General features: G+C 63.8%; 23 protein-coding genes, 1 pseudogene and 1 riboswitch. Of the genes and pseudogenes, 13 read left to right on the forward strand and 11 right to left on the reverse strand.

All coding sequences use genetic code 11. The annotated features are described in order from the left end of the window. Window positions 1–30 precede the first annotated feature (30 nt). From CXY83_RS08075 to thiO, 6 genes are all read right to left on the reverse strand, one after another. Window positions 31–927, reverse strand: coding sequence for a PfkB family carbohydrate kinase (locus CXY83_RS08075; protein ID WP_104196858.1), 897 nt, complete (start codon window positions 925–927; stop codon window positions 31–33). 300 nt (window positions 928–1,227) lie between these two features. Beyond that, window positions 1,228–1,392, reverse strand: a complete 165-nt coding sequence (locus tag CXY83_RS17845; RefSeq protein ID WP_146069887.1) for a DUF2207 domain-containing protein — start codon at window positions 1,390–1,392, stop codon at window positions 1,228–1,230. A 117-nt stretch (window positions 1,393–1,509) separates the two neighbouring features. Then, window positions 1,510–2,670: a molybdopterin-synthase adenylyltransferase MoeB gene (moeB, locus tag CXY83_RS08080; protein ID WP_233200694.1), complete on the reverse strand. Its 1,161-nt coding sequence runs from the start codon at window positions 2,668–2,670 to the stop codon at window positions 1,510–1,512. After that, a complete protein-coding gene (locus CXY83_RS08085; RefSeq protein WP_304466231.1) occupies window positions 2,667–3,458 on the reverse strand; it encodes a thiazole synthase in 792 nt (263 codons plus the stop codon). Before CXY83_RS08085 ends, moeB begins: the two co-directional genes overlap by 4 nt. A 2-nt stretch (window positions 3,459–3,460) precedes the next feature. Further along, window positions 3,461–3,700 (reverse strand): sulfur carrier protein ThiS, encoded by a 240-nt coding sequence (gene thiS, locus CXY83_RS08090; RefSeq protein ID WP_104196860.1) that lies wholly within the window; start codon window positions 3,698–3,700, stop codon window positions 3,461–3,463. Then, the gene (gene thiO, locus CXY83_RS08095) at window positions 3,691–4,923 is read right to left on the reverse strand and encodes a glycine oxidase ThiO (RefSeq protein ID WP_104196941.1); all 1,233 of its coding nucleotides are present in this window, start codon (window positions 4,921–4,923) and stop codon (window positions 3,691–3,693) included. Before thiO ends, thiS begins: the two co-directional genes overlap by 10 nt. Window positions 4,924–4,966: 43 nt before the next feature. On the opposite strand from thiO, the gene thiE reads away from it, so the two are divergent. Beyond that, entirely contained in the window at window positions 4,967–5,611 is a 645-nt protein-coding gene (gene thiE / locus CXY83_RS08100; RefSeq protein ID WP_104196861.1) for a thiamine phosphate synthase, read from the forward strand. Window positions 5,612–5,679: 68 nt separating this feature from the next. Here the strand turns inward: thiE and thiD are convergent. Next, window positions 5,680–6,525, reverse strand: a pseudogene (gene thiD / locus CXY83_RS08105) (bifunctional hydroxymethylpyrimidine kinase/phosphomethylpyrimidine kinase); the annotation flags it as partial. Next, window positions 6,508–6,607, reverse strand: a riboswitch (TPP riboswitch). Its footprint overlaps the pseudogene before it by 18 nt. Before the next feature lie 143 nt (window positions 6,608–6,750). Further along, window positions 6,751–9,822: a glycoside hydrolase family 38 C-terminal domain-containing protein gene (locus CXY83_RS08110; protein ID WP_104196863.1), complete on the reverse strand. Its 3,072-nt coding sequence runs from the start codon at window positions 9,820–9,822 to the stop codon at window positions 6,751–6,753. Between the two features lie 652 nt (window positions 9,823–10,474). On the opposite strand from CXY83_RS08110, the gene CXY83_RS08115 reads away from it, so the two are divergent. Genes CXY83_RS08115 through CXY83_RS08130 form a run of 4 tightly spaced genes read left to right on the forward strand, consistent with a single transcriptional unit; the run spans window position 10,475 to window position 14,278 of the window. After that, a complete protein-coding gene (locus CXY83_RS08115) occupies window positions 10,475–11,116 on the forward strand; it encodes an ABC transporter permease (protein ID WP_104196864.1) in 642 nt (213 codons plus the stop codon). A gap of 28 nt (window positions 11,117–11,144) precedes the next feature. After that, window positions 11,145–12,419 (forward strand): ATP-binding cassette domain-containing protein, encoded by a 1,275-nt coding sequence (locus tag CXY83_RS08120; RefSeq protein ID WP_104196865.1) that lies wholly within the window; start codon window positions 11,145–11,147, stop codon window positions 12,417–12,419. After that, window positions 12,416–13,252, forward strand: coding sequence for an ABC transporter permease (locus CXY83_RS08125; RefSeq protein ID WP_104196866.1), 837 nt, complete (start codon window positions 12,416–12,418; stop codon window positions 13,250–13,252). The genes CXY83_RS08120 and CXY83_RS08125 overlap by 4 nt, the downstream gene beginning before the upstream one ends. Beyond that, the gene (locus CXY83_RS08130; RefSeq protein ID WP_104196867.1) at window positions 13,253–14,278 is read left to right on the forward strand and encodes a glycine betaine ABC transporter substrate-binding protein; all 1,026 of its coding nucleotides are present in this window, start codon (window positions 13,253–13,255) and stop codon (window positions 14,276–14,278) included. It begins immediately after the preceding gene. Between the two features lie 150 nt (window positions 14,279–14,428). Here CXY83_RS08130 and mftG read toward each other — a convergent pair whose 3' ends face one another. Both mftG and mftR read right to left on the reverse strand, forming a co-directional pair. Then, window positions 14,429–16,072, reverse strand: coding sequence for a mycofactocin system GMC family oxidoreductase MftG (mftG, locus tag CXY83_RS08135; protein ID WP_199184925.1), 1,644 nt, complete (start codon window positions 16,070–16,072; stop codon window positions 14,429–14,431). A 14-nt stretch (window positions 16,073–16,086) separates the two neighbouring features. Continuing rightward, the gene (mftR, locus tag CXY83_RS08140) at window positions 16,087–16,725 is read right to left on the reverse strand and encodes a mycofactocin system transcriptional regulator (protein ID WP_233200695.1); all 639 of its coding nucleotides are present in this window, start codon (window positions 16,723–16,725) and stop codon (window positions 16,087–16,089) included. A gap of 93 nt (window positions 16,726–16,818) precedes the next feature. Here mftR and mftA point away from each other — a divergent pair, with 93 nt between their 5' ends. The 8 genes from mftA (at window position 16,819) to CXY83_RS08180 (ending at window position 24,437) form a co-directional block, all read left to right on the forward strand. Next, on the forward strand, window positions 16,819–16,950 hold the full coding sequence (mftA, locus tag CXY83_RS08145; RefSeq protein WP_104127194.1) for a mycofactocin precursor MftA: 132 nt from the start codon (window positions 16,819–16,821) through the stop codon (window positions 16,948–16,950). A gap of 9 nt (window positions 16,951–16,959) precedes the next feature. Continuing rightward, a complete protein-coding gene (gene mftB / locus CXY83_RS08150) occupies window positions 16,960–17,235 on the forward strand; it encodes a mycofactocin biosynthesis chaperone MftB (RefSeq protein ID WP_104196868.1) in 276 nt (91 codons plus the stop codon). Then, window positions 17,232–18,626 (forward strand): mycofactocin radical SAM maturase, encoded by a 1,395-nt coding sequence (mftC, locus tag CXY83_RS08155; RefSeq protein WP_104196869.1) that lies wholly within the window; start codon window positions 17,232–17,234, stop codon window positions 18,624–18,626. The genes mftB and mftC overlap by 4 nt, the downstream gene beginning before the upstream one ends. 51 nt (window positions 18,627–18,677) lie before the next feature. Next, window positions 18,678–19,841: an NDMA-dependent alcohol dehydrogenase gene (locus tag CXY83_RS08160; protein WP_104196870.1), complete on the forward strand. Its 1,164-nt coding sequence runs from the start codon at window positions 18,678–18,680 to the stop codon at window positions 19,839–19,841. Between the two features lie 268 nt (window positions 19,842–20,109). Then, a complete protein-coding gene (gene mftD, locus CXY83_RS08165; RefSeq protein ID WP_104196871.1) occupies window positions 20,110–21,318 on the forward strand; it encodes a pre-mycofactocin synthase MftD in 1,209 nt (402 codons plus the stop codon). Between the two features lie 97 nt (window positions 21,319–21,415). Continuing rightward, complete coding sequence (gene mftE / locus CXY83_RS08170) at window positions 21,416–22,192, forward strand: mycofactocin biosynthesis peptidyl-dipeptidase MftE (protein WP_104196872.1); 777 nt, start codon at window positions 21,416–21,418, stop codon at window positions 22,190–22,192. Beyond that, window positions 22,189–23,598: a mycofactocin biosynthesis glycosyltransferase MftF gene (mftF, locus tag CXY83_RS08175; RefSeq protein ID WP_104196873.1), complete on the forward strand. Its 1,410-nt coding sequence runs from the start codon at window positions 22,189–22,191 to the stop codon at window positions 23,596–23,598. Before mftE ends, mftF begins: the two co-directional genes overlap by 4 nt. Window positions 23,599–23,696: 98 nt before the next feature. Beyond that, on the forward strand, window positions 23,697–24,437 hold the full coding sequence (locus tag CXY83_RS08180) for a DUF429 domain-containing protein (RefSeq protein WP_104196874.1): 741 nt from the start codon (window positions 23,697–23,699) through the stop codon (window positions 24,435–24,437). Window positions 24,438–24,573: 136 nt separating this feature from the next. On the opposite strand, the gene CXY83_RS08185 is transcribed toward CXY83_RS08180, so the two are convergent. Further along, window positions 24,574–26,058, reverse strand: a complete 1,485-nt coding sequence (locus CXY83_RS08185) for a CoA-acylating methylmalonate-semialdehyde dehydrogenase (RefSeq protein ID WP_104196875.1) — start codon at window positions 26,056–26,058, stop codon at window positions 24,574–24,576. Window positions 26,059–26,094: the final 36 nt, after the last annotated feature.

Genomic DNA, 26,094 nt, shown 5'->3' on the forward strand with positions numbered 1-26,094 from the left:
GGGGCCTAACCCGACCCGGGCATCCGCTCGCTACGGCCGGCGGAGCAGCGCTCCCTCGTGCCGGCAGGTCGCCGCGGCGGTGAGCATGGCGTCGGCCAGCAGCGCCTCCCACGCCGTGGAGTCCTGCGGCACCCCGTCGTTCATGATGGTGCAAACGGATGCCGCCAGTGTTGCGTCCCCCGCCCCCATCGTGTCGACGATCGGGCCGTCAAGCGCGGCGATCGGGACGCTGACCAGCCCATTGTTTTCGAACGAGACTGAAGCACCGAGCCGACCGGCAGTCGCCAGCACGGTCTGCGCGCCCCCATCGACGAGTCGTTCGCGCAGCTCGTCGAGCGTGCTGTCGTAGAGAAGGTCGGCGTCTTCGTCGCCGACTTTCACGAGCAGACTGCGCGCGGCGAGCGCCTCAAAGTTGCGTACGAACCGCGGTCCGTCGTGCAGCATGCCGGCCCGCGGGTTCGGGTCGATCACGAGGCGGTGCTCCGGGTCGGTGACGCAGGCGATGAATGCCTCGGTTTGCGCGGTGTCGTCGAACGGAAAACAACTCACGACGACGATGGCAGCGGCGGCCAGCGCCGCCCTCTCGGCCGCGCCGAACTCGATCCGGCGCGCTTTAGCGGCGTCGTTGAAGAAGTAGCGGGGTTCGCCATCGGTGCGATCCGACACCGCCCGGGAAGACCCGAGCGGGCCCGGTGTCGCGATCAGCTGCACGCCGTACTGGTCGAGGAAGGACCGAAGCACCGCGCCGTCAGCGTCGTCACCGACCATCGCGATCAGGGTCGTCGGCACCCCGAGTATGGCCAGGCCCACCGCCACGTTCAGGGCTGCACCGCCGGCGAATTCCCGGCTCGCCTCACCGTCACGCAGCACATCGATCAGGGCGTCACCGACGACGACGACACGGGAAGGGGCATTGAGTTCAGGCATGGGGTCCAATCTCTTCGGAGCCGCGAGCGATGAGCTCGGCCGGCACGATGTAGGGGTGACACCGGCGAGTGCGGCGACCTGCCGCATGGTCGGCCGGGCGCACGGCGCAACGATTGATCTCCAACTCGATCAAGCGCCTCGACACTACAGTAAGCGTGGTCTCAGGAAAGCACCGCCATCGTTGTCAGGGCTGCATCTGTTGTCAGCTGTATCAACTCGGCAACAGCTTGTTTAGGCAGAGAAAAAGCCGGTAGAAGGAGTTTATTCTCCTTCTACCGACTGCTCTGGCACCGTGTCGCGTCAGGCGCTCTTGCGTCCGGACATTGATCGCATCAGGAACATGATCACGGCGATGATCGCCAGTACGATACCGACCCAGAGCAGAAATTGAAGCGACTGCACCAGACCTCCGGTAATGAGCAGCACCACCGCGATAACGGCCACAATGATGAGTAACGGGTTCATAGTCCGACCTTTCATTTCATGCGCGGGAAATCCCCGATTGCGGCGATACTACCCCCTTATGGGGGTGGAAAACAGATGCCGCGTGTGGCCTCTGCTTTCGTGTCGCCATCGCGCGCTTTAGTATGTCGAAAGCGTGGGCTCGATCTCTTTCACCCAGGCCAGAACGCCGCCCTCAACCTGACGCACATGCTCATAGCCTTGCCGCCGCAGCTCGGCGCAGACGGCAGCCGAGCGCGGGCCAGCCTTGCAGTGCACGACAACGTCGCGGTCCCGGGCAAGGCACGCCTCTCCGGAGAGGATGGTGCCCTGCGGCACGAGTAGCGCCCCGGCAATGTGTACGATCTCGTACTCCTCTGGTTCCCGAACGTCGATGAGGTCGAAGTCGATCTCGCCCCGCTGCCGAGCCTGGAGCATGACGGCGAGTTCCTGCACGGAAATCGCATCGCCATTCAGGCTCGATGTCCCGCACAACGCCTCGTAGTCCATCAGCGCGGTGATCGCTTCGGCCGCAGGGTCGCGCGCAATGCTGATTTCGCGCCAGGTCGCTTCGAGCGCATTGAACAGCACGACCCGGCCAAGCAGTGTGCGCCCGACCCCGGTGATCAACTTCACGGCTTCGGCCACCATCGTCGAGCCGATCGTTCCGCACAGCATTCCAAACACTCCACCCTCGCCACAGCTGGGCACTGAGCCCGCTGGCGGGGCTTCCGGATACAGGTCTCGGTAGGTGGGTCCGTGCCGGTTCCAGAACACGCTGACCTGCCCGTCGAAGCGCAGGATGGATCCCCAGACGCAGGGTTTACCGAGCATCGCGGCAGCGTCGCTGACCAGGTAACGCGTGGCGAAGGTGTCGGCGCCGTCGACGATCAGGTCGTACTGGGCGAACAGGTCGAGGGCATTCGCCGCACTAAGCCAGACGTCGTGCTGGTGCACCGTGACGAGCGGATTGAGCTCGGCGACCGCGGCCGCTGCCGATTTTAGTTTCGAGTGGCCGAGGCCCGAGGTACCGTGGATGATCTGGCGCTGCAGGTTACTGAGGTCCACGGTGTCGTGATCGACGATGCCGAGCGTGCCCACCCCGGCGGCCGCGAGGTAGAGCAGCACCGGCGAGCCGAGTCCGCCGGCGCCGATTACGAGAACGCGCGCATTTTTCAGCCGTCGCTGGCTGAGCATTCCGATTTCGGGAATAAGAATGTGGCGCGAATACCGCTCGCGCTCGGCTATGGTGAGCTCCTCGCCGGGTTCGACGAGCGGCGCGAGCACCGGTATCCGCGTCACAGGTCGGGCCGCCCGGCCATCGATGACGACGCCAGCGCGTGCTGGCGCCGCGGAATGCGGCCGGCCTGGGCTGCCCTGCGGCCTGCCAGCACGGCGTGCTTGAACGCATCGGCCATGAGCGGCGGGTTCTGCGCGCGCGTCACAGCGGTGGCCAGCAGCACTGCATCACAGCCCAATTCCATCGCCAGCGCAGCGTCAGAGGCGGTACCGATTCCGGCATCGAGCACCACGGGAACACCGGCGCGGGCCACGATCAGCTCGATATTGTGCGGGTTGAGAATGCCGAGCCCGGTGCCGATCGGCGCCCCGAGCGGCATCACGGCCACAGCGCCCAGGTATTCGAGCCGGAGCGCGAGCACCGGGTCGTCATTGGTGTACGCGAACACCTTGAAGCCCCGCGCAACGAGCTGTTCGGTGGCCTCCACCAGTTCGACTGCATCGGGCAGCAGGGTCTGCTCGTCGGCGATGACCTCGAGCTTGATCCAGTCGGTTTCTAGGGCTTCCCGAGCCAGCTCGGCGGTCATCACCGCATCGCGCGCGGTGAAACAGCCGGCGGTGTTCGGCAGCACCCGGATGGAATTCTCGACCAGCAGCTCGAAGAGTGAACCGGTGGTCGCTGCGCTGTGCCGCCGCATGGCGACCGTGGTGAGTTCGGTTCCCGACGCTCGCAGTGCTTCACCGAGGCCATCGAGACTCGGTGCTCCCCCGGTGCCCATGATCAGGCGGGAGGTCAACGCCACGCCGTCAATCACCAGGCTGTCAGTGTTCGTGAAGTGTGCGGTCTGCACGGTCAACCTCCCTGGACTGCAGAAACAATTTCAATCTCATCGCCCGCCGTCAGCCCGGTAGTCGACCACAGGCTGCGGGGAACGACCGCGGCGTTTCGTGCCACGGCTACTCCGAGGCGGCCGCCGTCGGCTGCATGGCCGCCTGTTTCGATGCGTCGCCCGGTGATCTCGGCTACGAGGTCGGTCACGGTGCCGCCGGATACGGTTCGTTTCTGGCCATTGACGGAAATTATTACAGCCACGATAGGCCTCCTTTCAGTGAAGCGGATGCGGGCTCTCGGCTCGCCGAGAACCGATCGGGCCGAAAATTTCGCCACCGATCGTCTGCAATGCCCTCGATGAGCTGCAGGCAGTACTGGGCTGCGACCGGGGTGAGCAGTACACCGTGACGAAAGAATCCGGTGGCAATGATGAGGCCGGCGATGTCACCGTTTGAACACCCGACGCGGCCGAGGAACGGTGCATTGTCCGGCGTTCCCGGACGAGCCCGAGCGGTCGTTTCGATCAGCTCCAGCTCGCTGACCGCCGGCACCAGGGCCTGTGCATCACGCAACAGCTGGTAGACGCCGCCGGCCGAGACCACGCCCGAGCCGTCTTCGCGCTGGGTGGCTCCGATCACGAGCGTTCCGTCGGTGCGCGGAACCAGGTAGACCGGCACCCCGTGCACCAACCCGCGCACCGTGCAGGTGAGTAGCGGCCGAAGGTGCTCGGGCACCCGCAATCGAAGTACGTCCCCGTACACCGGGCGCAGCGGCAGGCGCAGGTGCTCGGGGAGCCCGTCCAACTCGCCCGCCCAGAGCCCATTGGCCACGACCACCTCATCGGCCTGGATCGAGCTGCCGTCAGCCAGGGCGACGCCGGTAACGCGCGAGGAGGCATCCGTTGCATCGGCGTGCAGTAATCCACGCGCACGCACCCGAATCACGGCGTCCTGGCCGTTGGGCGCGAGGGCGGCGAGCGCGAGCTGGATGCGCTCGGTGAGCCGTCGCGGGTCGACCTGGTGATCTTGTTCCACCAAAAAAGCGCCGGAGACCTGGGGGCTCAGCAGCGGTTCAAGCACCCGCGCTTCGCGCACGGTGAGGGGCTCGACACCCAATCCATTGGCCACCTGCACAGCACGCAGGTCGACGAGGGCTTGCCGGTCGGCCGCGTCCGCGCCCACGTTCAGCGTTGTCGTTCGCTGGTATCCGGTAGCGTCGCTATCGGTTCCGAGCGAGTCGATGAAGTCGGGATACAACTTCGAGGACGCGAGCATGAGATCAAGCAATGCCTCTTCCCGATAGTGCAGTTCGCTCACCGCGGCGAGCATTCCGGCTGCAGCGAAGGTGGCGCCGCCGGCCGGGTCGGGGTCGATGACGACCACGCTACGGCCGGAATGCGCCAGCGTCCAGGCGATGCCGAGCCCGATGACGCCGCCGCCAATGACGGCAACATCAACTGTTCGCTGCGCTTCCCGCTCACTCATGGTGTGCACCGATGCCACGGCAGCGCCCCTTAGGGTTGGTCGCATGGACCCCATCACCGCCCGGCTGTATCTCTGCACCGATGCCAGAAAAGATCGCGGCGATTTCGCCGACTTCGTGGATGCCGCCTTCGCCGGCGGGGTCGACATCATCCAACTGCGCGATAAGAACATCGACGCGGCCGAGGAACTTCACTATCTCGAGGTTCTGCACACGGTCGCCGACCGTCACGCCCGGCTCTGGGCGGTCAACGACCGAGCGGATATCGCCGGCCTCTCCGGCGCGCCGGTTTTTCATGTCGGCCAGACTGACCTGCCGCTGCCTGCCGCCCGCACACTGCTCGGCACGGCTGCGCGGATCGGCCTGTCCACCCACACCATCGAGCAGGTGGATGCCGCCGTCACCGCCGATAACCTCGACTATTTCTGTGTCGGTCCGGTCTGGGCTACGCCAACGAAACCTGGCCGCGCTGCGGTCGGAATAGACCTGCTGCGTTATGCGGCCGCGCAGAGCGCTACCGTCGGCAGCCTGCGCCCCTGGTTCGCCATCGGCGGCATCGACCTCGGCAACATCGACCAAGTCGTCGACGCCGGCGCCACCCGGGTAGTGGTGGTGCGCGCGATCACCGACGCCGACGACCCGACGGATGCCGCTCAGCGTCTGCTCGCCAGCCTCCCGCCACTCGGCTAGTCCCACCGACCGTACCGCGTTCATCGCACGCCTGCGGTCAGAGTGGATACTGCTGTTGCACGGGCGAACAGCTGATGAAAGTGGTGAATCGGGCCATTTCCCTGGCCGACCTCGAGGTCGTCGGCGTGGGCCAGGGCGTCCTGGAGCCAGTCTTTGACCTCGACGAGGGACTGCGCCCAGTCACCGGTTCTCGCCTGCACCGTGGCCATGGCCGAGGAGAGCGAGCATCCGGTGCCGTGCGTGTTCCTGGTGCGGATACGTGGCAACGCGACCTCGACCACGCTGTGCGACAGTAACCCCTGGGTGTTGACCAGGGCATCCGGGCAGCTGGTTTCGTTGAGATGGCCGCCCTTGACCAGAACGGTGACACCGGTGCGAGCAGACAACCTTCCGCCCTGCTCCAGGGCCTCCGCCCAGGTGGCCGCCGGGTGCTCTGCAAGCAGAACAGCCAGCTCGGGAACATTGGGCGTGACGAGATCGACCTGAGGGATCAGGTCGCGCAGCGCTTGCTCGGCTGAGCGGTCAAGTAGCCGGTCACCACTCGTTGCCACCATCACCGGGTCGAGCACCACCACGGGCGGTCGACACTCCATGAGCCAGGAGCGCACCTCGGTAATGACGTCGAGTTGCGCGAGCATGCCGATCTTGACGGCATCGATGGTTACATCGTCGCTCACGGCGTTCAATTGTGCGCGCAGAAAAGCCACAGGCGGGGTGTGCACCGAGCGCACCCCGCGCGTATTCTGCGCGACCAGAGCACTGATGACCGCCATGCCGTAGCCGCCGTTGGCCGCAATGCTCTTCAGGTCGGCTTGAATCCCGGCGCCGCCGGTCGGATCGGTTCCGGCGATACTGAGAATTCGAGGCGTTTGCCGCAGCGCGAGCTGGGAGGTTTGACCAGTCATCCGTGACATTCCTTCGCTAGTACTAACTAGACAGGTTCGACGGGTATTGATCTCAGCACGCACACTATGTGCGGCACCCCGTGTCAAGGATCACCCTATACGCGCGCGCATTCAGCGCACAACCGCGCACGCGATCACCCTGGAGCAGGCCTATGCGCCGTCGGCTCTGCGACCGCTCAACGACTGGCTGCACAAAGTATTCCGCAGATAGTCACGCCAACGACGGGAGCCTGCCTACGAATGGTGGCGCAGGCTCCCCTCGCCCTCTTTGGCAGAACGGGCAACTCGCAGGGTGATGATCTGGAAAGCGCGCAGCACCAATCGACCACCAGCATCGGTTGTCGACTGCACTGCTACAGAGGCGACAGTGCGTTCGAGCAGATCGGTCTCGACGATTTCTGAGACAGTGAAGCCGAAGCTGACAGTGCCCGTGGAGCGCGAACCGCTCGCCTCGTACAGTCGCACGATAAGGTCACCGGAACGATCTTCGGCCAGTTTTACGGCTTCGACCACGATCGATGGGCACTCGCTCACGACTACCGGCGTTACGGCCGCGCCGACCACATCGCGCAGCGGCAGGTTGATCCGGTAGCCCTGCGCCGCAGCTTCGAGTACGTCTGGCGTCAGACTGATCGAGGTGCGAAGCGTGTGCACTCCTTGATCCGCAGTTGGGTCAGGGAACGTCGGCGCACGCAGCAGTGATTCCCGCACAGTCGTGGTCGTCCCTCCCCCGACTCGAGTAGTGCGGCTGATGTCATGCCCATAGGTTGAGTCGTTGGCAATCGCAATCCCGAAGCCCGGCTCCCCGACGAAAACCCACCGGTGTGCGCAGGTCTCGAAGCGAGCAGCATCCCAGGACGTGTTGACGTGGGTCGGCCGATAAATGTGGCCAAACTGTATTTCAGACGCAGCGCGGTCAGCGTGCACGTCGAGCGGAAAAGCCAACTTCAACAATTTTTGACGCTCATGCCAGTCAACCGTCGTCACGATGTCCAGGCTCGGCTGGTCACCGAGTACGGTCAGATCCTGCTGAACGGATGACCCCCCGAAGCGCCGCGTCACGCGCACCGTGACCAGCCCTGCACTCTGCACGAGTACCTTGACTTCTTCTGCTTCCAGAAGTTCCACGCCGTTCCGGTCGTAGTGCTCGTCGATGTCCCACGCGTCCCACTGCGTCGGGGTATCCCGAAAAAGTTGGAGCACATTGCCCGCTTGCCCCGCGGGCACGGCTTCTCTTCCGCTCACGCGGTCTACCAAGGAAATGAGGAGCCCACGTGCATCGATGGATGCCCGCACGACGTCGTTCTCGAGCACGAACGCCCCATCGGCCTGATGAAGGCGCACGGCTCCGGTTGGTATCCGCGACGCAGCAGACAGGGCAGGCACTCCCGCCACCGGGAACGGTGACGCATTGAAGCTCACCGGCGTCGCATCCGTTTGCGCCGAGGAAGCGAGCGCCGCCACGGATGTCGCGATCAGGTCTTCGAGATCGATTCGCACGGTCTCGTAGGCCGCTTCGGCAACCTGATGCACCCACGCGATAGAGCTTCCGGGCAGAATATCGTGAAATTGATTGAGCAACACGGTCTGCCAGGCAGCAGCCAGTCGTTCGTAGGGATAGTCAGCGCCCATATAAAAGTACGCCGTTGATGCCCAGAGCTCGGCCTCCCGAAGCAGGTGCTCGCTGCGACGGTTTCCGGATTTGGTCCTGGACTGCGATGTGTAGGTACCACGGTGAAATTCCAGGTAGAGCTCCCCCGACCACACGGGCGGGTTGGCATACGTCGCCTCCGCCTCCTCGAAGAACGCCCGCGGGCTGGCCATACGCACGGTCGGTGAACCCTCGAGCGAACGCGTGCGCTCCGCCGCTGCGAGCATCTCCCGATTGGGCCCACCGCCACCGTCTCCAAAACCGAACGGTACCAGCGACACGTTTGACGCACCCTTCTCGGAGTATTGGCGTTGAGCCCGGGCCAATTCTTCCCCCGATAACAATGAGTTATAGGTATCGACCGGAGGAAAGTGGGTGAAGACCTGGGTGCCGTCAATTCCCTCCCAAGCAAAGGTGTGGTGAGGCATGGTGTTGGTTTCGTTCCAACTGATTTTTTGGGTGAGGAAGTATTTCGATCCCGCCGCGGTCACGATTTGCGGGAATGCCGCCGTGTATCCAAACGAGTCCGGCAGCCAGATTTCGAGGGGTTCGATGCCGAACTCCTGCATGAAGAAAGCCTTGCCCACGAGCAGCTGCCGAGCCAGCGATTCCCCGCTGGGCATGTTGGTGTCGGATTCGACCCACATACCGCCCACCGGAACGAAGCGGCCCTCGAGTGCGCGCGTCCGGATGCGTTCAAACAGTTCCGGATAGTGCTGCTTCATCCATGAATACTGTTGCGCCGACGAACAGGCGAAGATGAAGTCGGGGTCTTCATCCATCAGGTGCAACACGTTTGAAAACGTGCGCGCACACTTGCGAATGGTTTCACGCACCGGCCAGAGCCAGGCCGAGTCGATGTGGGCGTGCCCGACAGCGATGACTCGGTGGGCGCTGGCGTAGGCGGGTTGCGCCAGAAGGGGCGCCAGTAAAGCGCGGCCACGGGATGCCGTGCCACTCACATCCTCGGGGTCCATTTGGTCGGTCATTTTTTCCAGCGCCCGAAGAATCTCAGCGGTACGCGGTAGGTCAGGGCTCAGCTGTTCCATGAGTCCAAACAGTGTCCACACGTCTTGGTCCAGTTTCCACACTTGGGTGTCGAGCAAAGCAACGTCCATGCGGCGCAGGCGGTAGATCGGTTCGATACCCGCCGTAGCCTTGTCACCCACGAGTGTCGGCTGAAAGCCCCAGTCACTTCCCACGTCGGGGTTGGACGCGGCTTCAATGTAGATATCAACCTGCTCTCCCGGCTGGGCGATCAGCGGCACATAGTTATTGAACGGCTCCACCGCTTTCACGATGTGCCCCTGCGGGGTGAAGACCAGACCTTCCGCCTGGAACCCGGCCTGACCAGACAGAAAACCGAGGTCCACGATGACTTCCGTGCGCGTGTGGAGGTCGTGAAACCGAGACCAGTCGGAGGGAACCATACCTGTGATGTGGAACCACGTCGTGCCCCAGGGCTTGCCCCAATGCTGGCCGATGCTGAACGGGGTGAAATCCTGGCCTTGCGCCTCAGAAAACGGCACGGGTTCGTCGGGCACTTCCCACGCGCTGATGGTCAACGGTGACGAAACCCGGTACAGCGACGGGGTGACCCGCTCGCTGACGAAACGACGGATGCGGGCGCGAATGAGGGTGGAATTGTCGTGCACGTGGTGCTCCTTGCGCTGGAGGGGTCAGAGCGTGACGGCACCGGCCATGGCCGAGGATCCGCCGAGAACACGCGACACGAAGACGTAGAGCGAACTTTGGGGAGGCCACCGTGATCGTGGTCGATTCCGAGGCTGCCTTATCGCCGCTCGCTGAACAGCCGGACACGACGAATACTGCCATGGCCGCGAGTGCGACGGCGAAAGCATGTGACTTTTTCATGAATTGCCTGAGTCCCTGACGCTGTGCTCCTCGGCATCATTGCCGGTGATTCTGCGTATTCCATACATACAACGGATGAACTAATTGCTGTCCAGATTTACTCTAGGAATGTAACAGGACTGAGACTTTTAGAAAAAGACCAGAAAATGTACAGCGTCGACGACCACGGGGTCGGTGTGTACGCCGTCACAACCCGGCCTGGTTGAATCCGCTGAGCGCGTGAAGGTTTCCCCGTGGGAGAGTCGGAGCACGTGATCGAACCGTAAGGTCTCGCTGCGCCCATCGGGGGATGGCCGTGCAAGACTGCACTAGAGTCTTGGCCTATGGCTTTCAGCCCGCGTCCCTATCCAGCTCCGCATCGGCGCCTCCAGTTGTGCCCGTGCCGGTGGCGGTAAATCAGTGTGTGCGTGATCGAAGCAAAGGGGTTTTGATGTGTGGGATTTTTTAGGGGGTCAGTATGAGCAGATCCTGTTCAACAGCTGGCAGCACTTCAGTCTCGTCGTGCAATGCTTGATCCTGGCGACGGTCCTCGCCGTCGTGCTGGCCGCCGTCGTCTACCGCAGTTCCGCGCTTACCGGGATCGCTAACTCGGTGTCAGCCATTGGCTTGACTATCCCGTCGTTTGCGTTCATCGGGCTGCTCATCGCGCCGCTTGGCTTCGGCGTCGTTCCGGCCGTCATTGTCGTGGCGTTCTTCGCTACTCTGCCTATTCTGCGCAACGCGGTCGTGGGCCTGTCGGGTATCGCACCGTCGATCGTGGAATCCGCCCGCGGCATCGGCATGAGCAGGTTCCGCACGCTCCTGCAGGTGGAACTGCCGATGGCGTGGCCGATCATCCTCACCGGCATTCGGGTATCCGCTCAAATGGTCATGGGAATCGCCGCGATCGCCGCATATTCCCTCGGCCCGGGCCTCGGCGGATTCATCTTCTCCGGCCTCTCCCGACTCGGCGGTGCCAACTCCCTCGAGTCGGTGCTGACGGGCGTCATCGGCGTTGTCGTGCTCGCCCTTATTCTTGATCTCCTTCTCGTCGGCCTGGGCCGCCTGACCACACCCCGAGGTATCCGTGTCTGAACTCACTACATCCAACAGCGCTGAATCCATGAGCACCGAAGGTTCCACCACCCCGACCGGCATCACCGGTGCGAACATCCTGCTGGACCACGTCACCAAGCGTTTCCCCGGCCAGGCACGCCCCGCCGTCGACGGTCTCACCATGGAGATCCCGGCCGGCAAGATCGTCATGCTCGTCGGCCCCTCGGGCTGCGGCAAGACCACTACCCTCAAGATGATCAACCGACTCATCGAACCCTCCGAAGGCCGCATCGTCGTCGACGGTGACGATGTCACCAATATGAATGGCGATACCCTGCGCCGAGGCATCGGCTATGTCATTCAGGCCGGCGGACTCTTCCCGCACATGACGGTGGCCACCAACATCGGCCTCGTGCCGAAAATGCTCGGCTGGGACAAGGCCCGCATCACGGCCCGCGTCGACGAACTCCTCGAGCTCGTCTCCCTCGACCCGGCGCTCTACCGAAATCGGTACCCCAAGGAACTTTCCGGCGGTCAGCAGCAACGCGTCGGGGTGGCGCGTGCCCTCGCGGCCGACCCGCCCGTGCTGCTCATGGACGAGCCGTTCGGCGCCGTCGACCCGATCACCCGCCTACGCCTGCAGGACGAACTGCTCAACATCCAGGAAGAACTGCAGAAGACCATCGTCTGCGTCACGCACGACTTCGACGAAGCTGTCAAGCTCGGCGACTGGATCGCCATCTTCAACGAGGGCGCCCAGCTCGAACAGTACGATACCCCGGAACGCATCCTCGGCGACCCGGCCAACGAGTTCGTCGAAAACTTCATCGGGTCCGGCGCCGGTCTCAAACAGCTCACTTTGACCCGGGTGGCAGAGGTCGGGTTCGGCGACGCCGTCGTGGGTAGCCCCGGCGAACGGGCAGCGGATGTCCTGGCCCGCCTCATCGACGCCGGCCACGGCCACGCGGTCATCGTCGATGAGCGTCACCGTCCCATCCAGTGGCTCTCCCAGCGCAAGCTCGGCCGCCTCGAGGTCATCAGCAACGTTCCCGACCCGAAACTTCCGGTCGTCGGCTATCGTGCCACGCTCAATGACGCACTCGACACAATGCTCGTCTCCAGCGCCGGGGCCGCGCTCGTCACCGGCCGCCGCGACATGTTCAAGGGCGTCATCGACGTACAGACCGTCATGGATGCCATTACCCGGTCGCAGACCGCTGCCGTACTCGCGTCGGACCAAGCGCCCGTTGGACTGAACACCGGCGTGTTCCAAGCGCAGGCGCCTGCCGCCGAACTGTACGAGACCGAGAGCGATGGCGCCGACGCGCGGGCCAATCAATGAGCACCCGCGCCCTGGCTAGAGAAGCCGGCATTGCCGGCGGCGACTCCGCCGTCGAAACACCCGGCGACCCGGCCTCGCGGGCCGTACCGGTCAGTCCGGCTCGCGCGGCCTGGCAATCCTGGCGGGGACTGGTCTACCAGCTGGCCGGCATCCTGCTCGCGTTCGCCGCGCTCGTCATCTGGCTGCTGACGGCCAACCTCTCAGCGATCGAACTCACCACCCTCGCCCCGGACGCGCTCTGGATTTACACCGTGGAGCACATCCAGCTCACCCTCCTCGCTGCGGCGATCGTATTGGTCATCGCAATTCCTTTGGGAATCGCCCTGACCCGACGACCCCTGCGGTTTCTGACCGCTCCGGTGCTCGCGATCGCCAACATCGGGCAGGCCGCCCCCGCGATCGGCGTCGTCGTACTCCTCGCATTCTGGGTCGGCTTCGGCTTTTGGGCGGCGACGCTGAGCCTCGTGCTTTATGCGGTGCTCCCGGTGCTGCGAAACACCATGGTCGGCCTGCAGCAAGTCGACGCCCGCCTCATCGAAGCCGGACGCGGCATGGGCATGAGTTCTACCGCCGTGCTCTTTCGCGTGGAACTACCTCTCGCCGTGCCGGTCATGCTGTCGGGCGTGCGTACCGCCCTCGTGCTACTGGTCGGCACCGCAGCCCTCGCTACGTTCGTCAACGGCGGCGGACTCGGCATCCTCATCACCACCGGCGTCAATCTCAGCCTCACCCCCGTGCTCGTCACCGGAGCCCTGCTCGTGGCTCTACTGGCCCTCCTCATCGACTGGATCGGCCGCGTCGTAGAACACGTCGCCCGCCCGAAGGGACTCTAGATGCACCGCCCCGCTTTTCACGCCCGTCGCGGACACCTCGGCCGCTGGGGCCTGACAGCGAGTGTGCTCACCGTGACTGCCCTCGCCCTGACCGGCTGCGGTCTGCAGCCGGCGACCTCATACGTTCCCGCGGTTGGACCCGGGTCGATCACCCCGCTCGACGGTGCCGAGGGCGTCAACCTCACGGTCACGTCCAAAAACTATACCGAGCAGCTACTGCTCGGCAAGATCGCGGTGCTCGCCGGGACCGCCGCAGGATTCGACGTCACTGACCTCAGCAATGTGCCCGGCAGCCAGCCCGCCCGCGAACTCATTCTTTCGGGCCAGGCCGACGTGCTCTGGGAATACACCGGCACCGCGTGGCTGACCTATCTTGGCCAGACAGAGGTGATCACCAACCAGAACGAAATGTGGCAAGCCGTGCACGACATCGACCTCACCAATGGGGTCACCTGGGGCGCGCCGGCACCGATGAACAACACCTACGCCCTAGCGGTACGCAGTGAGGCGGTCGCCGAACTCGGCGGCATCACCGCCATGTCCGAACTCGCCGCACTGCCCGTCGAGGACCGCACCTTCTGCGTTGAAGCCGAATTCAACTCCCGACCGGACGGCATGAACCCCATGCTCGCCCACTATGGGCTGGAACGTGGCGCCGCCGACAGCGTGCCCGACAGCAACATCGGCGTCTACGACACCGGTGCGATCTACAGCGCGACCAACGACGGGGCCTGCAACTTCGGTGAAGTCTTTACAACCGACGGTCGCATCGACGCGCTCGACCTCACCGTCCTGACCGATGACCTCGCGTTTTTTCCGGCGTACAACGTGGCACCGATCTTCTTCACCGAAACGCTCACGGCGCACCCCGGCCTGGAAAAGATCTTCGCCGCGATATCACCCAAACTCACCGACGAGGTTCTGCGTGGCATGAACCGTCAAGTTGACGTCGACGGTGCCGAACCCGCCGATGTGGCCTACACCTGGATGATCGACGAAGGTTTCATCACTGACCCGGCCGCCTAGCGGGAGCTTCCTGGCTAGCTTTGATCACCGTTCTTCTTCGGGCCCCACTGGCCGAGGTTGAAAATCTCGGCTAGCCGGTCCTTCGTTGCGGAGGTTGCGCTGAAGCCGCGGCCCGGGCAGTCATCGGGGTAGAGGCAGTAGCAGGTACGCCTACATTCCGCGGCGAATGAAGTCGGCCACTCGCTCCCCCACGAGAACGGCGGTCGCGGCCGGTCCGCGCACAGGCGTGGTCGGCAGAATCGAGGTGTCGGCGACGCGCAGCCCCTCGACACCGTGCACGCGCCCATATTGATCGACGACGGCTCCCGGATCATCTGCTGGCCCGAACCGCGCACTGCCGCACAGGTGAATAGCGGTGCCGAGGTGGGAGCGTAGCCAGGCATCGAGCAGGTCATCGTTCTCGAGAACGATGTCGGTCAGTTCGGTCAATCGCCTAAACAGGTGTTTGTAAGCATCCGTTCGCAACAAACGTACCGCCACCCGCACAACTTCGCGCATGCGTTCGAGGTCGCATTCGGTCGACAGGTAGTTGTAGTCGATGCGCGGTTGCCTGGCGGGGTCGTCCGACTCCAGGCTGATGCGTCCGCGCGAGGTCTCTGACTGCACGGCGACGAGCAGCGCGAGGTCCCCCCGGTGGGCGATCTGTTTCGCGAAGCGCCGCATCGATACCCCGCGCATCGCCCGAAGTGATTGAAGCGGATGCCGCGCTGCGGCCCACACCCCGACCATGATGCCGCGCGCGCTGCCGGTCAACAGATACTCCATGGGTTTAAGCATCGGGAGAATCTCCAGATCCCCCGGCGCCGTGGAACCGGTCGCCGTGAAGTTCAGGCAGGCCGCCATCGACTGCGACGTGCGGTAGTCGACGATCTGTCGGCGCGGCTGCCACAGCACGGCAATGTCCGGGTGATCGCTAAAATTCGCCCCGACCCCGGGCAGGTCGCGCACGACCGGAATTCCGAATTGTTCCAGCTGTTCCCGGGGGCCCACCCCGGAAACCAGCAGCAGGTGAGGTGACTTGATCGCACCCGCCGAGAGCACGATCTCCCGGCCGTGCAACTGAACGATCCCGCCGCCGCGCGCGACCTCGACACCGATAGCCCTCGTTCCCGCGAACAGCACGCGGCGAACATAGCTGTCACCCCACACAGTGAGGTTGGCGCGATGTCGCACCGGATTCAGGTAGGCGATCCCGGTGTTCTGACGCACTCCATCGCGGGTGTTCATCGGCAGCGGCCCGTGTCCCGGCAGAGCCTGGTCATTCTTGTCGGGTTCTTCGGCGAAGCCCAGCTCCGAAGCCGCCGCGCGAAAGGCGACGGTCACCGGATGGCCCTGCGGGGGCCGACCGACGACCATCGGCCCCGCGCCACCGTGAACGGCCGTTTCGCCATACTGCAGGTCGGTTTCGATCCTGCGATAGAACGGCAACACCTTCTCCCAGGCCCACTCGGGTGACCCGATTGACCAAGAATCGAAGTCGGCTGTTCTGGCACGAATGAAGTACGAGCCGTTGATCGTCGATGATCCGCCGAGGATCCGGCCGCGCGCGATCGAGTAGGCAAGTTTTGGGGTGAGGTGACCGGTGAACGACCAATTCTGCGGATGCCCCGGCATCGCTCCCTGCACGGTTCCAGCATCGAGCAACTCGGGCGGGAACCCGCCGGGAGACGACGGCACCGGTCCCGCCTCGAGGAGCAGAACCCGCCTGTCGGGGTCTTCGCTCAGTCGGGCTGCGAGCGGGGCTCCGGCCGCGCCGGCGCCGACCACGATCACGTCATAGTTCAGGTCCGACACTGGCTCCGTGAAATTCACGCCCGTCCGCCGGGTTGAACGGTTGGTGCGTGACCCGGTGCAAACCCCTCCCGAAGCAGCACAAGGGCCGACTCCAGCAGCTCGATGAGATCTGAGTCGTCAGTTCTGAGCCACTGCTCGTACGCCGCAAGCGATGCACCGAGGAATACCCAACCGATCACCGTCGGTTCGATCGCGTCGACGACGACTCCCAAGCGGCCAGCCGCGAAATCCGACACAACCCGCCGCCACTCGGCGTAACGGAGCGTGGAGTGCGCCACCAGCGCCGGAACGTTCAACAGCAGGTTCATCCGCTCGCGATGATACGGAACTTCCTCGGGCGGGAATCGGTTGAATTCAATGACCGCCGCTGCGAGCGCATCAACGACGGACACGGTCGCATCGGTGGCGGCCAGGAACACTCGCATACGTGCGAGTTCCGCTTCGAAGTCCCCCCAGGGCAGATCGTTCTTGGAGGGAAAATATCGAAACAGGGTCCGACGCCCAATTCCAGCGGCGGTGGCAATGTCATCGACGGTCGTTTGTTCGAAACCGCGATCAAGAAAAAGTTGAAGCGCGACGTGGCTCAGGGCGGCGCGAGTCGTCAGCGGCTGCCGGCCCATCCGCGGTGCCACAGAGCGCTCATTCATCTGCATGCACCCCTTCTCTTTCGGCACTGAGTGCCACTAGTCTGATGCATGCACCAAGCTTTCGCCACCGATGTCGATTTCTAGCACAAGGAGAACCACATGGTTTCCGCAAAAAAGACCAGCCCCACCGAGTCTGCACCCGCCGCCCCGGAACAATCTGTCGGGTTCGATCTCGAATCCGACACTCTGGTCGAGGAGATCTCGATCGATGGCATGTGCGGCGTCTACTAAATCGCCGACATGCCCGACCTGAATCTTGACCGGGGATGGGATCTTCATCCCCAGGTCTCCGTTCGCCCGGAGCCGTTCGGCGCGTTGCTCTACCATTTCGGCACCCGCAAGCTCTCGTTCCTGAAGGACACGACGCTTCTCGCCGTCGTGAGAACTCTCGCAGAAGCCCCAACTGCCCGTGCAGCCTGCACGGCCGCTGGTATCGCTGAGAGCGATCTTCCCCGCTACCAGCGCGCCCTCAGCACACTCGCGAAATCCTCCATGGTCATCGAAAGGGCCTCGTGACACTTCTCGATGCACCCCCAACATCCCCCTTCGTTCTTGCCCCGAAAGACACTCCCCGCAAAACCGAGCGCCTTGTCGATCTCTTCGAATACGGCCTCGACGCCCCCATCTGTCTGACCTGGGAATTAACGTATGCGTGCAATCTGTCCTGCGTGCACTGTCTCTCCAGTTCCGGGCGCCGCGATCCTCGCGAGCTGACGACGGCAGAGGCGAAGGCCGTCATCGATGAGTTCGAGCGGATGCAGGTCTTCTACGTCAACATCGGCGGCGGTGAACCGACCGTGCGTCCCGATTTCTGGGAACTCGTCGACTACGCCTCCGAACACCACGTCGGAGTCAAATTCTCCACCAACGGCGTGAAAATCTCCCCGGAAATTGCCCAGCGCCTCGTGAGAAGCGACTACGTCGACGTGCAGATCTCGCTCGACGGCGCCACAGCCGAAGTCAACGATCATGTGCGCGGCCCCGGCTCCTACGCCACGGCCATGAAAGCCATGCAGAACATGTATGACGCCGGCTTCAAGGGATTCAAGATATCGGTCGTCTGCACGAGCCAGAACATCAGCCAGCTCGACGACTTCAAAGCCATCGCCGACACATTTGATGCCCAATTGCGGCTCACCCGCCTGCGCCCCTCCGGTCGCGGAGCGGACGTCTGGGACGAACTGCACCCGACCCAAAAACAGCAGCGCGAACTCTACGACTGGCTCGTCGCTCACGGAGATGGTGTGCTCACCGGCGACTCGTTCTTCCACCTCTCCGCTTTTGGAGACGCCCTGCCCGGGCTCAACCTCTGCGGCGCGGGCCGTGTCGTCTGCCTCATCGACCCCATCGGCGACGTCTACGCCTGCCCCTTCGCCATCCACGAAGAGTTCCTCGCCGGCAACGTGCGCTCAGAGGGCGGGTTCCAGGAGGTCTGGAAACACTCGGAACTCTTTCTCAAACTTCGCGAACCGCAGTCAGGTGGAGCGTGCACCTCGTGCACATTCTTCGACACCTGCAAGGGCGGCTGCATGGCCGCCAAATTCTTCACCGGGCTGCCGCTGGACGGTCCCGACCCGGAATGCGTCCAGGGCTACGGCGAAGAGCTGCTGAAAAACCGCACGGGCAAGACGGTGGAGCTTCCAAAATCATCAATCGTCGACCACTCCCACCGCACTACCCGGGCCGGTCGCGAAGGAATGGGACCGATACAGCTCACGCTCAGCCGTCGCGCCGGGATAGCTCCGGTGAACGCCAGCGACTGCGAAGTCGGCCCCCTTGTCGGGTTCACGCCCGAAAAACCACCGGCAGGGGCCTTGAATGAGACCCGCCTGACCGGAGTAAATCTGCTCGCGAGTTCGCATTCCGGCTGCGCATGCGGCAGGAAAGGCGCGTGCAGCTGCAGTTGAAACGCGGTCCACGATGACGTGGATCGAACGCATCACAAAAAGGAGAACATGATGAAAACCCATGCAGCCATACTTCGTGAACAACCGGGACAGTGGCAGATCGAAGAGGTGGATCTGGACGACCCGGGTCCCACCGAAGTGCTGGTAGAACTGGTCGCCACCGGGTTGTGCCACAGCGACGACCATGCCGCGAGCGGAGACATGCCGATCAACCTTCCCATCGTCGGCGGACACGAAGGTGCTGGCATCATCCGCGCCATCGGCAGCCAGGTCACGGACTACGCGGTGGGCGATCACATCGTCACGTCATTCATCCCCTCCTGCGGAAAGTGCCGGTGGTGCGCGATGGGGCTGCAGAATCTCTGCGACTTCGGCGCAAATACCCTGATCGGGAACCAGCCCTCCGGCGGCTACCGCATGCACTCCAACGGCGAAGATCTCGCCACGATGGCCGCGTTGGGAACGTTCGCCGAATGGCAGGTCTTCGACGAGGCATCCATCGTCAAGATCGATCCCGACATCCCCCTGGATGTCGCCGCACTGGTCGCCTGCGGTGTGCCGACCGGGTACGGCTCGGCCGTGAACTCGGCCGACATTCACAACGGTGACGTGGTGATCATTTTCGGTGTGGGCGGCATCGGCATGAACGCCGTCCAGGGCGCGGCCGCAGCCGGCGCTTCGCACATCGTCGTGGTCGACCCGGCACCGTTCAAACGGGAGAAAGCACCCGAGTTCGGAGCGACGGAGGTCTTCGCCGAGGCGCAAGCCGCTGTTGATTTTGTGCGCAGCATCACGAACGGGCAGGGCGCAGACGCCGCAATCTGCACACCGGGCGTGTTGCACGGTGACATCGTCAACACGGCGACGGATGCCATCCGAAAGGGTGGAATCGTCGTCGTCACGTCGATGTCACCGCTCGGCGAGGTGGGCATTCCGACGGACCTGTTCAGTCTGGTCATGAACCAGAAGCGCATCCAGGGTGCCCTCTATGGCTCCTGGTCTCCGCGTTACGCCATCCCGACACTGCTCGGCTTGTATAAGCAGGGCAAGCTCAAGCTCGACGAACTCGTCACCAACCGGTACACGCTCGACCAGATCAATGACGCGTACCAAGATATGCGGGACGGACGGAACATTCGAGGCGTCATCCTGCTCTCACCGGTGGCTGTGGAGTCACCCGCGGTCGCGCGCGAAGCGGCGACCGTCGGGGTCTAGGCACACCGAAGCGCAGGCCAGCGCAGTTATCAAGTAGTACGAACAGATAGTCCGGAGAAGCGGGTGTCACGCCCTGCACGGCATCCGCTTCTCCCCTGAGCACGATTCGCTCAGGACAATGCGCTGAGGGAAGAGGTGAAGTCAGCGGTGCGTCAGCTCGCGACAACCGGGCTCGGAACCGCCCATCTCAAGCCTGCCCACCGTGATATCGGTAGGGTTCGCGGCCACCTTGTAGAACCTGACCGATAACAAGAAAGCAGGAATTGCCATGGCGAAAAATGCATGGTTTGAAACCGTAGCCGAGGCACAACGACGAGCCAAGAAAGCCCTCCCCTCGTCTGTGTACGGGGCTCTCGTTGCCGGTTCCGAGCGCGGGCTGACCATCGACGACAACATGGCAGCGTTTGGTGAACTGGGCTTCTCACCGCATGTCGCCGGGCATCAGGCGGTGCGCGACCTCACGACAACCGTGATGGGCATACCCATTTCTTTGCCGGTCATCATCTCTCCCACAGGTGTGCAGGCTGTGCACCCCGACGGCGAAGTGGCCGTTGCCCGGGCAGCCGCTAATCGCGGCACCATCATGGGTCTGAGTTCGTTCGCCAGCAAACCTGTCGAAGACGTAATTGCTGCCAACCCGAACACGCTTTTCCAAATGTACTGGTCGGGCTCGCGGGAATCGATGGTGCAGCGAATGGACCGGGCGCGGGCCGCCGGAGCCAAGGGACTCATCGCCACCCTCGATTGGTCATTCTCCAACGGTCGCGACTGGGGCAGCCCGCAGATTCCGGAGAAGATGAGCCTGAAGACAATGATCAACTTCGCGCCCAACGTGCTCCCCCACCCACAATGGCTTCTGCGTTTCGCGAAGTCCGGTCGTATCCCCGACCTCACCGCTCCCAATCTCACTCCCCCCGGCGGCACGGCACCGACATTCTTCGGCGCTTACTACGAGTGGATGCAGACGCCGCCACCCTCCTGGGAGGACGTGGCATGGATGCGCGAAACCTGGGGAGGACCCTTCATGCTCAAGGGCGTCACCCGAATCGACGATGCCCGCCGGGCCGTCGACGCGGGTGTGACGGCTATTTCCGTGTCCAATCACGGCGGCAACAACCTCGACGGAACACCGGCATCGATCCGCATGCTGGCCTCGGTGGCCGAGGCAGTGAACGGCGACGTGGAAATCGTGCTCGACGGTGGCATCCGTCGAGGCAGCGACGTCGCCAAGGCCCTCGCACTCGGTGCACGCGCGGTCATGATCGGCCGCGCTTACCTCTGGGGCCTCGCTGCAAACGGCCAGGCCGGAGTCGAGAACGTACTCGACATTCTGCGTGGCGGACTGGACTCTGCGGTGCTCGGCCTCGGCCATGATTCAATCCACGAGCTATCACCCGCAGACTTCTACATCCCGCCGACGTTCTCGCGCACCCTCGGCGCGACACTGAGCACAATCGAAGCTACGACCCGGCACTAATCACGTCACCATCAACCACGTCACCGCCACGTCACCGCGCTGCGGCGGCACCCGGCACTTTTTGGGGCCAGACTAGAAATCGAATGAGGGGGCACGAATGCACGGTGAATTGGCGTACAGCACCTGGCCAGCGCTGCCGCCTACCCCAGTCGTGCTCGTGCCCCTCGGCTCGACGGAGCAGCACGGGCCACATCTGCCGTTCTCCACCGACACCATAATCGCCTCGGCGGTGGCACAGCGAGTCGCCACTGATCTGAGCATCAGGGGGCATTGCGTCGTGGTCGCCCCCGCCCTGCCGTACGGGGCGAGCGGTGAGCATCAGAATTTTCCAGGAACCGTGTCGATCGGCACCGAAGCGCTCGCGATGGTAATCATCGAGCTGGTGCGCTCCCTGTCGACCTGGGCTGGTCGCATTGTGCTCGTCAACGGCCACGGCGGAAACCTTGCTGCGCTCACCGCATCCGTTTCCCTGCTCCGGGGCGAGGGGCACGCTGTCGCCTGGGCTCCTTGCACGGTTGCCCGGGGAGATGCCCATGCCGGACTCACCGAGACATCGATTCTGCTGCATCTCGACGCGAAGTTGGTCGACCTGGCATCGGTGGTGCCGGGCGCGACGACGCCGATGTCTGCCCTTTTGGGCCGGCTCAAGTCGGAGGGCGTGCGGGCGGTATCGCCGACCGGGATTCTGGGCGACCCGACCGGAGCTACCGCCACGACCGGCGCTGCGTTCATGTCCGAGATGTGCGAGGGTGTGCAGCGCCGGATCCTCGACGAGTCCATCGACCCGCGCGGATGCCTCCGCGACCTCGCTCGGAGCACAACACCAGCACCAGCACCAGCACCAGCACCAGCCGCTAGGGAAGATAGAACATGAAGCCGCCCGCTGCTGTGCTCCCACCCGGTTTCACGGTCGAACTCAACCGCACGGTCACGGTCCGTGACCAAGGCCGATCCTTGGTCGGAGGTTCCCCGACCCGCGCAATCTATCTCTCCCGGGCCGCCGCCAGCATGTTCGCCGGGCGCCGCTTGGCCGTCGACGGTGCCGGCTCGGGCGCCCTCGTGGACAAGCTGCTCGAAATTGGTATGGCCGATCCGGTACTCGATACGCTTCCGGCAGCGGATGAGAGCGACGTCACCTACGTGATTCCAACCTACGGCCGGCCGCAATCCCTCGACCGTCTTCTCACGAGTATCGGGCCACACAAATCAGTCATCGTGGTCGATGATGCTTCGCCCGATCCTAGTGAGGCGAAACGGATCGCCGCCGCCGCCGGAGCCCGTTTCATCGGCCTGCCCGAGAACCTGGGTCCGGCTGGGGCCCGCAATGCTGGGCTGCGATTGGTGCACACGACCTATGTGGTATTCGTCGACAACGACATGGTCGTCACCGACGGGGCTGTCGCAACATTGCTTCGGCACTTCGTTGATCCGAGGGTTGCCCTCGTCGCCCCGCGAGTGATCGGGCTCCAGCTGTCGACCCGAGTCAACTGGATCTCTCGTTACGAGGACGCGCGGTCATCGCTCGACCTCGGACCGACTCCCGCCACGATACGCCCGCGCGCGCGAGTGTCGTGGGTGTCGACGGCTTTCGTCGTGGCCCGGGTCGAAGCCCTCGGCGCCGGGTTCAGCGATGGTATGCGAGTCGGCGAAGACGTCGACCTCGTGTGGACACTCGTCGAAAGGGGGTGGAGGGTGCGCTACGAACCGGCCGCGACGAGCGCCCACGAACACCGAGTCACGTTGTCTGACTGGGCCAAACGCAAAGCGTTCTACGGCACGGGCGGCCATGCATTGGCACTCCGACATCCCGGCAACATCGCCCCGGCGATCCTCGCGCCCTGGAGCGTCAGCGTCATGGTGGCGTTGCTCGCCCAGCGGGTTTGGTCGGTTCCCCTCGCCCTCGCCATTTCAGCCGTTGCCGCCGTGCGCATCTCGCGCAAGCTATCCCGCCACGAGCATCCGCTGCGTATCGGTATCGAGCTGACGGCCACCGGCGTTGCCGCATCGGTTTCGCAGACGATGGCCCTGCTCACGCGGCACTGGTGGCCACTCGCGGTGCTCGGCAGCATCGTCTCCCGACGGGTACGCCGGGCAACGATCGCCGCTGCCATTCTCGACGTCGTCCTCGACTACCGACGCACGAAACCGCAACTCGACGTCGTGCGTTTCGGGATCGCACGCCGAGCCGACGACCTCGCCTACGGGGCAGGCCTCTGGCTCGGCGCGCTTCGCGGGCACTCAACGGCGGCGCTTCGCCCCGACATTCGCGGACGTCGCTAGTTATCCGATCCAGCAGTGGAGCAGAATCACCGCACGGGCCACCGACACGTGCACACTGCGCTATCCCAACGGGTGTCCACCCCTCCTAAACTGAGGGCATGCGCACTGCCGGAGTGGATCTCGCCGCCGAGCCCAAAGGCACCGCCCTGGCCGTCATCGACTGGGCCGACAGCCGAGCATCACTGTGTGAGCTCCAGCTCGGCGTCGCTGACAACATCATCGCCCGCACGGCGGGCACCGTTGAGAAACTCGGCATCGACTGCGCGTTCGGTTGGCCGGACGAGTTCGTGCATTTTGTGGTCGCACACTCCAGCGGCGACCAGAGCCGGCCCGGAGTCGACGGCGGAATGGACTGGCGCCGTACTCTGGCCTACCGCGAGACCGATCGTGACGTACGAAAAAGAACCGGACGATGGCCGCTCAGCGTGTCCACCGACCGGCTCGGACTCACCGCTATGCGGTGCGCCGGGCTGCTGGCCAGGATCTCCGAGACCGGCATCAACGTCGACAGGTCAGGTTCTGGAGTCGTCGCAGAAATCTACCCGGGAGCATCGCTACGACTGTGGGGTTTCTCCACGACGGGCTACCGAACGGAGCCCACCATTCGAAAGCAGCTTCTCCAACACATTCAGGATGTCGCGCCCTGGCTCGATCTCGGCCCGTTCGCGCCACAGATGATCACCTCAGCGGATGCCTTCGACGCCGTGGTCGCCGCACTCGCCGCCCGCAGTGCCGCCCGGGGATTCTACGAGCCGCCTGAACCATCCATGCGTGATCGCGCCCGGCGGGAAGGCTGGATCTTGCTCCCGTCCGGCTCTCTTGCCGATCTACTCCGGTAGCCGTCAGAGTGTTTCTCAGTTCCCCCACCCTGCTGCACCGTCGTTTACGCCTCATGATCTGATCCGCTCGCTCCGGGACCACGGCACGGATGCCGCGATCCCGGAGTATTCGATGGTTCGCCGCTGGGGCTGGAGATCAGCTGACTTGCGGGAACCCGAGGTTGATCTCACTCGTCGTTGGGTCGGGCCAACGGGTGGTCACCACCTTGTTACGGGTGTAGAAACGGATGCTGTCCGGCCCGTACATGTGGGTATCACCGAACAGTGATGACTTCCAGCCGCCGAAGGAGAACGACCCAACGGGCACCGGTATGGGCAGGTTGACCCCGACCATTCCGGCCTCAATCTCAAATTCGAATTGCCGCGCGGCACCGCCGTCGCGCGTGAAAATGGCTGCCCCGTTGCCGAACTCGTTCGCGTTGGTCAACTGAATGGCTTCTTCAAAGGTATCCACGCGGACGACCGACAGTACGGGGCCGAAGATCTCGTCGTCGTATACCTTCATGCCTGGCTTCACGTGGTCGATCAGGCTGACACCGATGAAGAAGCCATCTGAATCAAACTGGTGCTGGCGACCGTCCACAACAACAGTGGCACCTTCATCCGCTGCCCCGGCAACATACGATGCAACCTTGTCGCGGTGCGCAGCGGTGATCAGCGGGCCCATCTCTGAAGCAACATCCGTTCCCGCGCCGATCGTCAGTCCGGTCATCCGCTGCTTGATGGCATCGACGAGTTCATCAGCAATACCGCCAACGGCCACGAGCACACTGACCGCCATGCAGCGTTCCCCCGCTGAGCCGTACGCCGCCGACACCGCCGCATCTGCAGCCATGTTCAGATCAGCATCCGGGAGTACCACCATGTGGTTCTTAGCGCCGCCCAGCGCCTGCACGCGCTTGCCGTTTTCGGCGGCCCGCTTATAGATGGATTTGGCAACAGGCGTGGATCCGACGAAGCTGATGGCCTTCACCTGAGGATGTTCCAACAGCGCATCCACGGCTTCCTTGTCGCCCTGGATAACGTTCAGCACGCCGTCAGGGAGCCCTGCCTCGGAGAAAATCTCGGCAATGAAAATGGCCGTAGATGGGTCTTTCTCGCTGGGCTTGAGCAGAACGGTGTTGCCACAGGCCAGCGCACTGCCAATCATCCACAACGGCACCATGGCCGGAAAATTGAACGGAGTAACGCAGGCCACTACGCCAACCGGCTGGCGCACCGAGTGAACATCGACGCCGGTCGACACCTGCTCTGAGTGCTCCCCCTTGAGCATGTGGGAGAGTCCGGTGGCGAACTCGATATTCTCCAGGCCCCGGGTAATCTCGCCCTCCGCATCAGAAAGCACCTTGCCGTGTTCGCTGGTGAGAATGGCCGCCAGCTCCGACTTGCGCTCGCTGAGGAGCTCTCGAACCTTGAAAAAGATGTTGGTGCGTTTGGCCAGGCTGGTGGCCCGCCACCCCGGCAGCGCCGCACTGGCGGCCCCGATAGCTTCCTCGACCCGGGATGCTGAAGCCAAAGCGACCTCTTTGTTTTGCTCTCCGGTGGCGGGATTGTAGACGGGGGCAAAACGTTCGGCGTCGGTGATCTTTCGACCATTGATGTAGTGCGGAATTCGCTGCATGGGGGTGCTCTCTGTAGCTGCGGGACGCGGGTCAGT

This window comes from Cryobacterium sp. M15 (assembly GCF_002929675.1).
Taxonomy (GTDB): domain Bacteria; phylum Actinomycetota; class Actinomycetes; order Actinomycetales; family Microbacteriaceae; genus Cryobacterium; species Cryobacterium lyxosi.

Bases quoted from the DNA above. Each gene is read 5' to 3' on its own strand.
- mftB (WP_104196868.1), top strand. From the start codon at position 16,960: ATGCCCGACCTGAATCTTGACCGGGGATGGGATCTTCATCCCCAGGTC.
- CXY83_RS08185 (WP_104196875.1), bottom strand. From the start codon at position 26,058: ATGCAGCGAATTCCGCACTACATCAATGGTCGAAAGATCACCGACGCC.
- mftD (WP_104196871.1), top strand. From the start codon at position 20,110: ATGGCGAAAAATGCATGGTTTGAAACCGTAGCCGAGGCACAACGACGA.
- thiE (WP_104196861.1), top strand. From the start codon at position 4,967: ATGGACCCCATCACCGCCCGGCTGTATCTCTGCACCGATGCCAGAAAA.
- mftE (WP_104196872.1), top strand. From the start codon at position 21,416: ATGCACGGTGAATTGGCGTACAGCACCTGGCCAGCGCTGCCGCCTACC.
- CXY83_RS08125 (WP_104196866.1), top strand. From the start codon at position 12,416: ATGAGCACCCGCGCCCTGGCTAGAGAAGCCGGCATTGCCGGCGGCGAC.
- CXY83_RS08130 (WP_104196867.1), top strand. From the start codon at position 13,253: ATGCACCGCCCCGCTTTTCACGCCCGTCGCGGACACCTCGGCCGCTGG.
- CXY83_RS08180 (WP_104196874.1), top strand. From the start codon at position 23,697: ATGCGCACTGCCGGAGTGGATCTCGCCGCCGAGCCCAAAGGCACCGCC.
- CXY83_RS08075 (WP_104196858.1), bottom strand. From the start codon at position 927: ATGCCTGAACTCAATGCCCCTTCCCGTGTCGTCGTCGTCGGTGACGCC.
- mftF (WP_104196873.1), top strand. From the start codon at position 22,189: ATGAAGCCGCCCGCTGCTGTGCTCCCACCCGGTTTCACGGTCGAACTC.
- mftR (WP_233200695.1), bottom strand. From the start codon at position 16,725: ATGCAGATGAATGAGCGCTCTGTGGCACCGCGGATGGGCCGGCAGCCG.
- thiO (WP_104196941.1), bottom strand. From the start codon at position 4,923: ATGAGTGAGCGGGAAGCGCAGCGAACAGTTGATGTTGCCGTCATTGGC.
- mftA (WP_104127194.1), top strand. From the start codon at position 16,819: ATGGTTTCCGCAAAAAAGACCAGCCCCACCGAGTCTGCACCCGCCGCC.
- CXY83_RS08120 (WP_104196865.1), top strand. From the start codon at position 11,145: ATGAGCACCGAAGGTTCCACCACCCCGACCGGCATCACCGGTGCGAAC.
- CXY83_RS17845 (WP_146069887.1), bottom strand. From the start codon at position 1,392: ATGAACCCGTTACTCATCATTGTGGCCGTTATCGCGGTGGTGCTGCTC.
- CXY83_RS08160 (WP_104196870.1), top strand. From the start codon at position 18,678: ATGAAAACCCATGCAGCCATACTTCGTGAACAACCGGGACAGTGGCAG.